General features: G+C 69.2%; 9 protein-coding genes. 2 read left to right on the forward strand and 7 right to left on the reverse strand.

The genetic code is table 11. The features are described 5' to 3' along the window. Positions 1–96: 96 nt before the first annotated feature. Positions 97–1,203: a glycoside hydrolase family 19 protein gene (locus AB0G04_RS15325; protein WP_360982359.1), complete on the reverse strand. Its 1,107-nt coding sequence runs from the start codon at positions 1,201–1,203 to the stop codon at positions 97–99. 138 nt (positions 1,204–1,341) lie between these two features. On the opposite strand from AB0G04_RS15325, the gene AB0G04_RS15330 reads away from it, so the two are divergent. Continuing rightward, the gene (locus tag AB0G04_RS15330) at positions 1,342–2,076 is read left to right on the forward strand and encodes a class I SAM-dependent methyltransferase (protein WP_360982361.1); all 735 of its coding nucleotides are present in this window, start codon (positions 1,342–1,344) and stop codon (positions 2,074–2,076) included. On the opposite strand, the gene AB0G04_RS15335 is transcribed toward AB0G04_RS15330, so the two are convergent. From AB0G04_RS15335 to AB0G04_RS15360, 6 genes are all read right to left on the reverse strand, one after another. Further along, the gene (locus AB0G04_RS15335; RefSeq protein ID WP_360982363.1) at positions 2,067–2,450 is read right to left on the reverse strand and encodes a hypothetical protein; all 384 of its coding nucleotides are present in this window, start codon (positions 2,448–2,450) and stop codon (positions 2,067–2,069) included. The genes AB0G04_RS15330 and AB0G04_RS15335 overlap by 10 nt on opposite strands. Before the next feature lie 89 nt (positions 2,451–2,539). Next, complete coding sequence (locus AB0G04_RS15340; protein WP_360982365.1) at positions 2,540–3,349, reverse strand: GNAT family N-acetyltransferase; 810 nt, start codon at positions 3,347–3,349, stop codon at positions 2,540–2,542. 124 nt (positions 3,350–3,473) lie between these two features. Continuing rightward, the gene (locus tag AB0G04_RS15345; RefSeq protein WP_360982367.1) at positions 3,474–4,418 is read right to left on the reverse strand and encodes an SCO2521 family protein; all 945 of its coding nucleotides are present in this window, start codon (positions 4,416–4,418) and stop codon (positions 3,474–3,476) included. Next, complete coding sequence (locus tag AB0G04_RS15350) at positions 4,402–5,433, reverse strand: SCO2522 family protein (protein WP_360982369.1); 1,032 nt, start codon at positions 5,431–5,433, stop codon at positions 4,402–4,404. Before AB0G04_RS15350 ends, AB0G04_RS15345 begins: the two co-directional genes overlap by 17 nt. Then, the gene (locus AB0G04_RS15355) at positions 5,430–6,362 is read right to left on the reverse strand and encodes an SCO2523 family variant P-loop protein (protein ID WP_360982371.1); all 933 of its coding nucleotides are present in this window, start codon (positions 6,360–6,362) and stop codon (positions 5,430–5,432) included. The genes AB0G04_RS15350 and AB0G04_RS15355 overlap by 4 nt, the downstream gene beginning before the upstream one ends. A gap of 1 nt (position 6,363) precedes the next feature. Next, positions 6,364–8,205: an SCO2524 family protein gene (locus AB0G04_RS15360; protein ID WP_360982373.1), complete on the reverse strand. Its 1,842-nt coding sequence runs from the start codon at positions 8,203–8,205 to the stop codon at positions 6,364–6,366. Between the two features lie 335 nt (positions 8,206–8,540). Here AB0G04_RS15360 and AB0G04_RS15365 point away from each other — a divergent pair, with 335 nt between their 5' ends. Beyond that, positions 8,541–13,403: a pentapeptide repeat-containing protein gene (locus AB0G04_RS15365; protein WP_360982375.1), complete on the forward strand. Its 4,863-nt coding sequence runs from the start codon at positions 8,541–8,543 to the stop codon at positions 13,401–13,403.

Genomic DNA, 13,403 nt, shown 5'->3' on the forward strand with positions numbered 1-13,403 from the left:
CCCACCAACAACCGGCTGCACACCACCGCTGCCTCAGCCAAGCTGAGGCAGCGGTGGGAGCCGGCTGGGGTTGAGTGCCGCGCTGGGCGTACCGGATCAGCAGTAGAGGTTTGCCCCGGGGGTGACGCCGAGGATTCCGGCGAACCGCTGGTAGGCGGTGACCCGGCTCTGGACCTGGGCGGGGTTGCCACCGTTGCACTCGAGCGACCCGTTGATGCTGCGGATCGTCTCGCCGAAGCCGCGGCTGCCGACCATCGCGTCGTGCGGGGTCATGGTGCCCGGGCCGCGCTGGGTCATCCAGTACCAGACGGCCGTCTGGTACGCGATCGACGCCTCGTTCTTGACCCGGTCGGGGTTGTTGAGCAGGTCGATGCCGAGGGCGTCACCGGCGGCCTTGTAGTTGAAGTTCCAGCTCAGCTGGATCGGCCCGCGTCCGTGGTAGGCGCTCTGGCCGGCCGGGCAGCCGTACGGCTGGTTGCGGTCGCAGTAGTGCGGCCAGTTCGCCTGGTTGATCTCCTCGACGTAGACGAGGCCACCGGATTCGTGGTTGATGTTCGCGAGGAAGGCCGCGGCCTCCTGCTTGCGGATCGTGTCGCTGCCGGTGCCGGTGAACGCCGGGTACTTCTTGACCGCGTCGATCAGGCCGGCGTACGAGTAGAACGGGATCCGGTTCGGGAACATCTGGTTGAACTGCGCCTCGCTGACCGGGAAGCTGCCCGGGTTGGCCGGCGGGTTGGTGGTGCCGCCGCCGGTGCAGGTGTACGGCGACCAGTACCAGGTGCTGATGACCGGGTCGTAGCCCGGGTTCTCGTTCGTGGCCCGGTAATACTGCCCGTTGGTGTACCGCACGATCGAGCCGGCCGGGTAGAACTGCCCGGCGACCCAGTTCGGGTGGTTACAGGTGGTGGTGGGCGGGGTGGTGGTGCCGCCTCCGCCTCCGCCCCCGCTGCCGCAGGCGCCGTTGTCGGCCCACACGCCGGTGCCGCCGGTGCTGGGCGTCTCGCCCTGCGTCCACCACTTGGCGGTCCAGTTGCGGCCGCTGTGGGAGGCCTTCTGGCCGCTGGTGTAGACGGCGGAGTTGTTGTAGGCGGCGACGCAGGCCTCGGCCGCGCTGGACGCCGTCATGGGCAGGATCGCGGCGGCCGCGCCGGCCACGGCGACACCGGCCGCGGCCACGATGGACAGAAGACGTCTTTTGCGCATGGTTCACCTTCCGTACGCCGGGGGACGCACTGGAGCGAGAGGGATGAGAGGTACATCGACTCAACTAGATCCCGGCGGCCGGAGTCAAGCCATCTGTTAAGAAAGTTCAGAAAAGGTGAAGCGCATAGAGTGCGAATCATGGACGTCTTCGGATCAGTGGCGGATCTGTACGAGACAGCCCGGCCCGGATACCCGGCGGCGATCTCGGCCATGATCGTCGACTACCACGGCGGCCGTCCCGACACCGTCGCCGAGATCGGCGCCGGCACGGGGAAGGGCACCGAGGTCCTGGCCACCCTCGGCGCACCCCTGACCTGCATCGAACCGGATCCACGAATGGCCACGCTGCTGGCCCGGCGCTTCCCGTCCGCCACCGTGCACACCGGCACCTTCGAGGACTGGACACCGCCCGCGGGTGGCGTCGACGTGCTTGCGTGCGCGATGGCCTGGCACTGGCTGGACCCGGCCACCCGCAACACACACGCCCGGCGGGCCCTCACACCCACCGGCACTCTGGCGATCTTCGGACATCGGTACGACTACGCGGAACCCGGCGCCGGGGACGCGGTCAAGGCGGTCCTGCACGCCGTCGACCCGTCCGTCGGCGAACGGCCGGTGGACTGGTTCCACCGGGACGTGGTCGAGCACGGTCAGTTCACTGACGTACGCAAGCAGGTGCTCCACCGGGAGCTGCCACTGAACCGGGAAGAGTATCTGGCCCTGGTGCGCACCTTCGGCCCGTTCCTGTCCCGCACACCGGAACAGCAGCGGGCCGCACTGACCGCACTCGGCCGGCTGGTCGACGACCTCGGCGGGACGATCGTCCTCGACCTGCGCACCACCCTTGTGCTGGCCAGGCCCGATCAGTTCTGAGGCTCGCCGGTACCCACGGTGGCGGCCGGGATCTCGATCCGTTCCGTGCCGTTCGCCCCGATCACCTCGACACCTCGCGTGCCGAGCAGGCCGTTCAGATCGAGTTCGACGGCGTACGGGACGATCGCGGGCTGGCCGGTCGCGGGCATGGTCCCGATGACCTCGATGCCCCAGTACTCCGGTTGCTGCACGAAACGCAGCGGGTTGAGCGTGACCTCCATGTTCGCGAACGGTTTCTGCCCGGACACGATCAGCATCGGCGGCGGCGGAGGATAGATCATCAACGAGACGGCGTCCGCTCGCTCGAAGTCGATGAGGTAACTCGACTCGGCGGGAGACAGACCGTCGGACTGCGGCACATCCGGCTCTTCCATCGACCCATGTTGATTCACCCGCTCACGCGGGTCAAGGGCGGCGGGTACCTGCACATGGCCGGCGCGGCGCCCGCGACCCCGGAATCACCTCAGCGTCGCAGTCGAGAGGACTCGTACTCCGGTGTCACACCGGCGGGAAGCAGCACGTAGGCCCCCGCCTTGCTCATGCCCGCCACCGTGTATCCCTCCGCCAGGAGGGTCACGAACTGTGCTCGCATCCGGGTCCGGGCCCGTTCCATCGACCCCGGATCAGCGTCTCGCAGCATGTCGATGTTCCTCGGTACGTGGATGAGTTCCGCCGAGGGGACCACCGAAACGAACCGCGCCTTTCCGGGCGTCCCCACGGCCGGCCAGCCGGCGTGCAGCCGCCACTCCATCAGCAGCCGGTCCGTGTGCTGATCGGTGTTGGTGCCGTCGTCGATCCGGCCGTAGAAATCCGGCTCGTAGGCGACGGCGGTAGCCCCGAGCTTGCAGAGGTTGAAATAGGCGTTCCTGAACAGGAGCGGGTCGGACGTCCATGTGATCGTGTCGAAGCCCTGGTCGAGGGCGAACTGCCGCTGGTGGCACTTCATCGCGAAGCCGACACCGCGGTCCCGGTGTGACGCGACCACTCCGGCCAGGTGCGAGTGCAGGGCTCTGGCACCGAAGAAGCCCACCGTGCAGCCGACGAGCCGGCCCTCGTGATAGGCACCGGCCACATAGTTGCCCGAACAACGCAACCCCCGCAGCAGGGAGGTGTTGATCACCTCGTCGCGTGCCGCCATGGTTCGGGCGCCCCAGACCTCCCACAGCAGGCGTGCGGCCGCCTCGAGATGCTGATGTCCGTCCAGCATTTCGACCTGGACGTCCGTGCCGGACGTGGTGAGCCGTCCGCCCACAGCGCCTTTGGTCCCCGCCACCGCCAACTGCCGAACCCCAATCCCGGGCCTGCGTGATCGTGACCGACAGCGTACCCGTGGGCAGCGATCATCGGACTCGGCAGAGCACGCCGGTACGACGGTGCGTGGCTCACGGCGCCAGAGTTCACCGGAACAGCTGAGGCTTGTCCGGTGGCCGGCTGACGGATGCGGCCGCCATCGCCATCTGGTCGCGCACCCGGCGTACCGAGACGTCCCACTGCCTGGACAGCCCCGGCCTGCTCTCCAGTGCCTCCCAGACGCTCAGTGCGAAATCGCCGAGCCGTGCCGCCGGCATCCAGAGATGCAGCAGATGGTCGACCGCCGGGCGAAGGCGCACCACGCTCTGCGCCGGTTGCTCCACCCCGATCTGGCTCTGCTCGATGACCGACAGCAACGCGGTCAGCAGCCAGTCGTGCAGCGCGAGATCCTCGAAGAGTTCGATGATGTCGTCGATGTCGGCAGGGGCGAGAACCAGGCGCACGGTACGCAACCCTTCCTCACGCACCGTGAATCGGATCCGAGTCTCGTCGGCACCCTCATCCAGGATGGCTGCCCAGCGAAGCACCGTCCGGCTGGTGCGCAACGGCGGCTGCCGATCCAGCGCCGGCGATCCCTGCACCTCGCTGATAAGGCGAGCGCAGAACGCCCCCATCCCTATCGTGGAGGTGTGGCGCTCCGCGGCCAGGTGCTCGGCCGCGATTCCGAGCAGGTCGGTCCGGCCCAGCGCCTCGACCACACCGAGCCGGGCCAGGTAGTGCGACCAGGCCCGCCGGTAACCGCCGACGATCGGGTCGACCCGGGCGACGGCGGAGCTCTGCAGCACCCGGCCACCGGTGAGCGAGGCCCGGCCCATCAGAGTGCCGACGCCGCGTACCCTGGCCCCGGAACGGGCGGCTATCCCGCAGTCCACCCCGGTGAACGTCTTCGGGCTGACCGCGTAGCTGATCGGCCGTTCCGACGTCCGGACCCGCTCGCCGGCCATCAACGCCAGGGCGTTCTCGGCGATCGCCGGGGACATGCCGCCGGAGTGACGCAGCGCGGCGGTCTGCACCTCACCTAGGATCAGCACCGCGCACCGGCCCGGTGTCCACGAACAGGTACTCGATCCGGTCGACCACCTCGAACGGAAGGGCGAGCCCCTCGTCCCCCGCCCGTTGGTTGATCTGGCCGGCCACCGCCGGATCCACCGCCACCTGCTGCAGGATCGTCCGCACGGCGTTTTCGACCGGCAGGAACAGAGGGGCGCAGATGGTCATGGTCCGGTATGACTGGAACGGGGCCGCCCGGTCGTTCACCTGCAGGACCAACGGCAACGCCCGCCAGTCGTCCGGCAGTTCGGCGGGCAGCCGTTCAGGCCGCACGACCTGGCGGCCGTTGTCGCGCAGCACGCCCAGCCTGAGGAGCTGCCATACGGCGGCGAGCATCGCGCAGGACCAGAGCCGGCCGCCAGGATCGTCCCGCCACAACTCGATGTCGGCGAAGATCGAATGGTTCACCGCCGCGTTCTCCGCGGGCGGGCGCCATTGGGTAGGCCGTTTCATCGCCTCGTGGGTCTCGGTCGCCGGCGAGCGCTGCCCGTTGCAGAGCCAGCCGGTCTGGCGGACCGGTGGCCGGGCGCCGGTCGTGTTCGGCGGTGGATCGTCCACCAGCCGAGCCACGACCAGCTCGGCAGGTGACAGGCCGGGCCGGCTGTCCTCGGACGGGTCCACCGGATCGGGTGCGGCTGGCGCGGTGTCGGCGCACCCCGACTCGCGCGCCAGGTAGTCGATCTCCAGGCCGGCCTTGTTCGCCGCCGCCAGCAATTTGGGCACCAGTACCGCGGGCGGGTCGAGCTTGCCGAAGTAGTCGTCGATCAGGACACAGGTGCTGATTCGCGGGCGGCCCTTCGGGTTCACCGCCTCATAGGCGGACCGGGCGGTGGCATACCAGACCCCGATCCGCCGGAAGTGTTCGACGAAGAACTCCTCGTCCTTGCGCAGGTCGTAGGAGTAGAAGTGGCCCAGTTCGACGGAGAGGTGAGCGAGCGGGACCGACTCGACACGGGCGTCGGCGGTCGATTCGAAGAACTCGGCGCTGGCCTTCATAGTCCGGTCCACTCCTCGTCCTCGGTGAGTTTGCGGGACAACTCACCGAACGCCTCCACCGTCGAACCGTTGGCGATCTCCCGGGCCACCACGTCGTTGTCGGAGATCAGCTGTTCCCGCCATTGCAGCACCGGATCCAGCGGTACCGCACCGAGCATCGCGCTGCGCCCCACCCGGTGCTGAGCCGCCAGGCGGCGCAGGTCCTCGTCGCAGTCCCGCAGCCACGCGACCTGTGCCGGGCGCAGACCGCTCAACTCGATGGAGTCCGGGTAGACCACCGCAGTACGGACGAACCGGATCGCCGACTGCAACTGATCCCGGTCGTGCCCGGCGCGCTCACCGACGTCGAGGATGCCGTCCCTGCCGTAGACCAGGCCGGAGGCCGCGGGGATGTGCTGGCGGGTCCATCGGTGAAAGATCAGCCAGCGCACGGCCACGCCACGGAGTGCCGGGTCAGCGGTCGCCTCCAGCACGAGCTGAGTGGCGTACGACCGGCCGGCACTCAGGTCGACGAGGCACATGTCGAACTCCTCGTCGAGCCGCTGGAGCAGGAGCACGCACCGGCGCAGTGCCTCCTTGTCCGGCCCGAACTCGCCGCCGTCCTGGTCGCCGGGGAAGAGCATCAACTTCCCGGAGCCGGGCGGGCGCTGCCGCAGACTCGACCGCGTCGACCGGCTCCAGACATCGATGCGCCTCGGTTCCCCGGTCGAGGTCACATCCGACTCCAGCAGGTACGAGTGCAGGCCACCACCTCCCTGGACACCCCGTGTCGCGTCGGCGATCTGAAAGATCGACCCCGCTGTGGGGGATCCGAAGTCGAAATCCAGGTAGCACACGTCGGAGCCGTCGAGGGCGCTCCGGTAGACGACGTTGCAACTCGTGACCGACCTTCCGGTGCCTCCCTTGTCGGAAGCCGCGAAGACCAGCACCCTAGTCCCCGTCCTGGAACTCGCGTGCCGCGGAAAGCTTGTCGAGTTCGCGCAGAACCTGGAGGAGATGCGCCGCCGCCGTACCGGGATGGGTCTGCATCATCTGGCGAGCCCGCCGCATGTTGATCGACTGCCGGGCGAGGCTTTCCCGCAGTGCCGGTCCGGCCTCGCCCGAACCCCGTAGCTGTTCCTTGTCGAACTGCTTGTCGGCCTCGGCGAGCAGTTCGGCGGCCAGGGCCGACACGTTCGCGCCCGATGGTGGGCTCTTCAGGATCATCTCGGCTGCGGTGCCCATGCACTGCACCACCCGGGCGGTGTGGTACCAGCTCGGTTCGTTGCGGTGAACGAGGCTCGGGAAGACGTTGCCGGGGTCGTCCCACAGGCCGGCCCCCCGTCCGTCCCGCAGCCGCCGGCGTTCCAGGTGTCGCCACACCGTGTCGGCCAAGGCCACCAGCCGCGCGTACTCCTCCGAGTCGTTGACCGTTTCGGCGAGTGCCAGCACCCGGTGCAACAGAAGGCTGGACAGCTCACCTAGCCGCCAGCCGAGCCGCGGGGCGTCGGGAGCGATCTGCTCCGCCCCGACCAGGGTGATCCACCAACCCGGCTGGTGCAGGCCGAGGGCCGGGTCCTCGGCGAGCGGACGGCGCCGGATACGGCCCCGGTCGGCCAGTTCCTCCAGGACCCGACCGACGCGCGACAGGTCGGCGTCGGGCGCATTGCGGTCGCCGAGCGTGTGCCGGACCAGCGAGACGACCAGGAGACTGTAGTAGTCGCTCTCCGACTCGTCGGTGGCTCGCCAGGGCAGTTCCTCGATCGGCCAGCGCTGGTCGCCCATGGTGGCGACGGTCGACCAGTACCGCTGCGCCAGATCCCACTGGAGGTTGAGAACCTGGGCGAGCGCCTGCTGCTCGTCGTTGAGAAGACCCGCCAGGCGGCTCTCCGAGGAGAACAGGTCACGGATGCCGTCGACCGCCACCACCGTGAAGTAGAGATACGGGAACGGCTCGGCGTAACCGGGCTGCGAGTACACCCCCGAGGCGGTCTTGACCTCCTCGGCGCCCTGCACGACACCCCAGGACCAGCCGCACTCGAACAGCTTCTCCCGGTTCTGCAGCAGGTCGTCCACCTCGTCGCTGCTGATGCCGAGCCCACGGAGACCCGCCATCACCTCTCGCAGGTCGCGGCGGATCCGGTCGACCATGTCGGGGTGGTTGGAGCCGGGGTAGACGACCTCACGCAGGGATCGGCCCTCCGGGCTGTCGGCCTTGAAGACGCTGATGGTGAAGCTGCGCTTCAGTCCGGCCATCGCGGCGGTGAGCCGTTTCTGGGTGTCCGCCTCGACCTTCGCAATTTCGTCCAGATACAACTTTCGCTGCACCTGGGGGCGGTAGCCGCGCAGGAACCGGAGGACCGCGATGCAGAGCACGACCGAGGCGGCGTACGAGTCCACCACCTCGAGCTTGAGTTGCTCCGGGGTCGGTTCGGTCTTGTCCTCGGGCGCGGTGGTGAGATAGCTGCCGCCGGCGAAGGTGGGTACCTGCGTCTCCGCGTCTGTGTACCTGGACAGGTAGGTGCCGACCAGGCCGACGATGCGCTGCGGGATCTCGACCGGACCGCCGAAACCGGCGAGCGCGCCGACGACGTCGTCCCTGGTCTGGTCCGGCTGGTCGTAGCGGATCGCCGGCAACTTCTGCGGTGGCAGGAGCAGGCAGAGGAGCAACTCGGCGTCACTGATGGAGTTGCTGCCGCTGCGGTCCTCCCACATGAACGACTGCGCCGGACCACACCACTTCGAGATCGCTTTCCACACCGACAGCAATTCCTGGCGGGGCTGAAGAATCATCGGCTGACTACCCACCGTTCATTCAGCCTGGGCAGCCCGCAGAGTGACATCCAACAGTCGGCCGACCAGGAACACACAGGTACAGTGCGGGTAGCTTATCTCGTCGCACTCCCCACGGGGGAGGTGTACATAGTGGACCAGTTTCACATTGGGCCATATGGGGGAACGCTTCCGCCTCACGCAGTCGCCGCGGGGTAATCTCCCAGTGGGTATTGTCATCCGAGATCGATCCGGAGCAATCCGGAGAGGCTCCCACGGGTGGGGAGAGACCCGTTTACGCCACGCCGAAGATCACTATTCTGCATTGCCGGGACTTCCTGGCCATGATTCGACCCGTGCGCGAGGGGAAGTCGACACCGTCCGACCTCGTCGCCCGGCTGCTGGACGAGGTGACCTCGGCAGGGCAGGGCGGATCGCCCGCGCTCGTGCTCGTCACCGGCAATCTGGCCGGGAACGCAGCATCCGGGGAGTACGAGCTCGCCCACCAGGTCCTGAGCACGCTGCGGGATCAGCTCGGCATCGACGAACGGCGCATCGTGCTCGTTCCCGGAGATCTCGATGTGAACCGGTCCAAGTCCGCGATCTACGCGATGCAGTGCGAGGCGATCCACACCTCCCCGATGGCCCCCTATTGGGAGAAGTGGCAGCCGTACGCCACGATGCTGCGCCGCTTCCACGGCGTGGAACTCCCCAAGGACCAGCCCTGGTTCCTCACCGAATGCCCCGACCTGCGGGTGGTCGTCGCCGGGCTCAACTCCACGATGGCGCTCTCCCACCTCTCCGGCAGCCCTGCCGGCCGGCTCGGTCACGATCAGCTCGAATGGTTCGCGCACCAGCTCAGCACCGGCGGCCGTCAGGAATGGTTGCGGATCGGCGTGTTGCATCACCGTCCCGAAGGCCACCCCGGACTGGACGACGCCGACGCGTTCAAGACCTTGCTGGGCCCGCACCTCGACCTGATAGTGCACGGCCAGGCGGGCGATCCGACGGTCAGCCCATTGGGGCACACCGGCGCGCCCGTGCTCGGCGGGCACGGCGCCTGGCAGCTGCTGGAGACCCAGGAGAGCCGGGACGGGCGGGAGGGCCGGGTACTCATCACTCCCGGCGACGGCGAGCCGGTCCGGCTGCCGCACCCTGTCGCGCGCCGCTCCACCGTGGTCCAGCCGTCCGTCCTGCGCCGGTTCGCCGGGCGGGTGGAGGAGGTCTGCCGCGTGCGCCACCCGCACGCCGACGTGACACTGGTGACGCGGCGAGGCTCGGATCGGGTGGCGTACCTGCGTGTCTCCCTGGACCGGAAGCGCGGCAACCGCGGGCCGGCGGAGCAACAACCGGTCGGGGTGTGCGCCGCCGCCGTGTCCCGGGAGGACATCGACTGGTTCGTCGAGGTGCGGGCGCGTTTTCTCACCGACGGCTCGGATCGGACGGTCGAGCTGGTCCATGACGGCCCGGAGGTGAACGGCGAACTGCGCACCTGGGCTGCGGGACGCGGCGTGGACCTGGTTGCCTTCCCCGCCTTCCAGATCGGCCCCGAGCTCGCCCATTTCTCTCGCAACCAGTTCGCGGAGCTGAACGCCAACATCGTCTACCGCGCCGACGCCTACGTCTCCCAGCGCTACACCGAGTTCCTGTCCGGGCCGGCCGCACCCTCTCCGGCACCGCCCGCCGACGATCTGCTCACCTGGCTGCGCCAATGGATCGAGTCCGAGCGCGGCCGGCTCGTCGTGGTGCTCGGCACTTTCGGGCACGGCAAGACTTTCCTGTTGCGGGAACTGGCCCGGCGGTTGAGCACGGAACCCTCGCCCACCGTGCCGATCCTGATCGACCTGCGCGGCTTCGAGAAGACCTGCAGCCTGGACGAACTGGTGGCGGTGCAGCTGTACCGGCAGGGCCAGCGCCAGTTCGACCTGGACATGATCCGCTACCTGCGGCGGGAGGGCCGGGTCGCGCTGCTCTTCGACGGATTCGACGAGCTCGCCACCCGGGTCACCTACGATCGGGCCACCGCCTACCTGGACACCATCGTCCAAGCCGCCGAGGATCGGGCGAAGGTCATCGTCACGAGCCGGGACCAGCACTTCCTGACCGACTCGGACGTCCTCACCGCGCTCGGCACCCAGCTCGGCAAGGACCGCCGGGTGGTACGGCTCGCCAACTTCGACGACACGCAGATCGTCGACTTCCTCACCCACAAGCTGGGCGACCCGGAGCGCGCCGAGAAGCAGTTCCAGCTCCTGCATCGGGTGAAGGACCTGCTCGGCCTGTCCCGCAACCCACGGATGCTCGGGTTCATCACCGAACTCGGCGAGGAACAGCTCCGATCGGCCGACCAGGCCCAGAGCCGGGTCACCACGGCCGACCTCTACCGGCAGGTCATCGACAGGTGGCTGAGTTTCGAGGCCGCACGGCTCCAGAACCTCAGCCGGGACGCGCCGGGCCGACCCGAGCTGCACGCCGCCGTGACCCTGCTGGCTCTGCGCCTGTGGGACCTGGCCCAGGACAGCCTCAGCCTCGACGACCTCAACGAGGCCGCTCAGCACCTGTCCCGGATGACCACGACCAGCGTCACGCCAGAACCGCAGGAGAGTGCCCACCTGCTCGGTTCCAGCACGTTGCTGGTCCGTTCCGGCGACGAGCGGTTCACTTTCGTGCACCACTCGGTTCGCGAATGGCTGATCGCCGACCACCTCGCCAAGCAGCTCCGGAGCGATGCGACCCCCGGACCGGCCGGCCGCTCGTGGTCCCCGCTCATGATCGAGTTCCTGTGTGGCATCGCCGGCCCCGAGGCAATGAAGGATTGGGCCGAGGGCGTCCTGGCTGACAGGCCGGCCCAGAGCGGAACAGGGCGCAATGCCCTGAAGGTGTTGCGCTTCCTCGGCGTGAACCGGTCCGCGTCACCGGTGAACATGGCCGGCCTCGACCTGCGCGGCGAAGATCTTAGTGGTCGTTATCTGGCCGGTGCCGACCTCAGCGGCGCTGACCTGACCGGGGCCAAACTGATCGGCGCTGAACTCAGCGGGGCCACACTGACCGGTGCCGCCCTCGTCCGTGCACGCCTCGACCGAGCCGTGCTCCGCGGCGCCGACCTCACCGGCGCCGACCTCAGCGGCGCCCGGCTGCTCGGCGCCGATCTGACCGGCGCCGAACTCACCGGGGCCCGGTTCCCCCGGGCCGCCCTGATCGACACCCGGGGCGTCGACGGCTCGACGTTGCGCGACCTGGACACGCTGGGTGCGGCGCTGCCCGGCGGAGGCCCGCCGGAGCCGCAGATGCTGTCGTCCGCCGTGGTACACGCGGTGGCGGTCGCCGCCGGTACCCAGATGCTCGCCGGCGCCGGCGCGGACGGCGTGATCCGTATCTGGGATGCTCTCAGCGGCGCCCCTCTGCGGTCACTCGCCGGCCACACCGGGCCACTGCACGCGCTCGCTTTCACGGCGGACGGCCGTTTCCTGGCAAGTGCCGGCGACGACGAGACGATCCGCATCTGGGACTCCACCAGCGGCCGGACCGTCCAGATCCTGACCGGGCACACCGGCCGGTTGCGCGCGCTCGCCTTCGACCCGCTGAGCAGGTTCCTGGCGAGCGCGGGTGACGAGACGATCCGCATCTGGGACACCGATGCCGGCAGGACCGTCCAGACGTTGGAAGGCCACACCGGCCGGATCCACGCGCTCGCCTGGCATCCGCGTGGTGCTCTCCTCGCCAGTTCGGCGGACGACGAGACCGTCAGGGTCTGGGACACGACGACCGGCCGGGCCGCACACGTCCTCGTAGGACACACGGGCACAGCGCACGCCATCGCATACGCGCCCGCCGGCGATCACATCGCCAGTGCCGGCGACGACCGGAGCATCCACGTCTGGGACGTCGCCGGCGAATCGATCGCACACACCATGACCGGCCACCGGCAGTGGATCCGTGCGATCGCGTTCCAGCCCGGCGGCCGGGAGCTGGCCAGTGCCGGAGACGACGGCACCGTCCGGATCTGGGACCACGTCACCGGTCGGCACCTGCACACGTTGACCGGGCACAACGGCACTGTCCACGCACTCGCCTACTTCCCGGACGGCCGGCTCCTCGCCAGCGGCGGTGACGATCGCACCGTCCGGATCTGGGACACGACCGACCGTGTGCCACTGAAGACCCTGCGAGCCGATGACACCGCGGCCGGAGCACTCTGTTTCCTGGGCGATCCGGACGACCCATGGCTGGCGGTCGGCTCAGCCGACGGAGGCGTACGCCTGTGGAGATCAACTGCCGGAGAGCCCACCCGCGTCGTGTGTGAACCGGGCGTGGCCGACCCGGCTGTCACCGCCGTGGCCGCGTCGCCCCGGGGCCGCCACCTCGCCACCGCTACCGCCGACGGCCACATCCGGATCTGGGACATCGACTCCGGCACGGCCGTCTCGACCCTGAGCGGTCACCGAGGCGCGGTGTGCCGTCTCGCCTTCTCCCCGGACGGCCGGCATCTGGCGAGTGCGGCCGCTGACGGCGTGCGGGTGTGGGGCCTGTCCGACGGCCGGCACCGCATCATGGCCGCTTTCGGGTGCTCCGCGATTGCCTTCGGGCCCGACGGGCGGCACCTCGCCGGCGGCGGCACCGACGGCTCCGTGCGCCTCTGGTCTCTTGCCGACAACCAGCGACTCTCCCACCCCGGGCATACCAGCGCCGTACGCGCGATCGCCTTCTCCCCGTCCGGAGACGTGCTGGCCAGCGCCGACGAGGACGGCGTGATCCGGTTACGGAGCTCCACCGGCGGAGCGCAAAGCCGCCTTCACGGCCACACCGGCGCGGTCACCGCGATCACCTTCTGCCCTACCGGCGACCGGCTGGCCAGCGGCGGCGCCGACGGCACCGTCCGGCTCTGGGACAGCAGAGGCCGTCAGGTCACTGCGCTCGACGGCCGGTGCGGCGCGATCGGCTCGCTGAGTTTCAGCCCGGACGGCCGCCGGCTCGCGGGCACCGGCGGTGACCGCGCAGTCCGGATCTGGGACGCCGGCCACGCCACGACGCATGCGATCCTGGTACCGCTCACCGGGCAGGACGTCGCGGTGCTGCTGCCCGGCCGGGGTCATGTTCTCCGCGGCCGGCCGGACGGAGAGTACTGGTACGCGCTCGGCATGTGCCGGTTCGAGCCCGGTGAACTCGACCCGTACGTGCCCGAATGCAAGATACTGCCGCCGGGCGAACGGCTCTGGTGA

The organism is Actinoplanes sp. NPDC023801 (assembly GCF_040639655.1).
Taxonomy (GTDB): Bacteria; Actinomycetota; Actinomycetes; order Mycobacteriales; family Micromonosporaceae; genus Actinoplanes.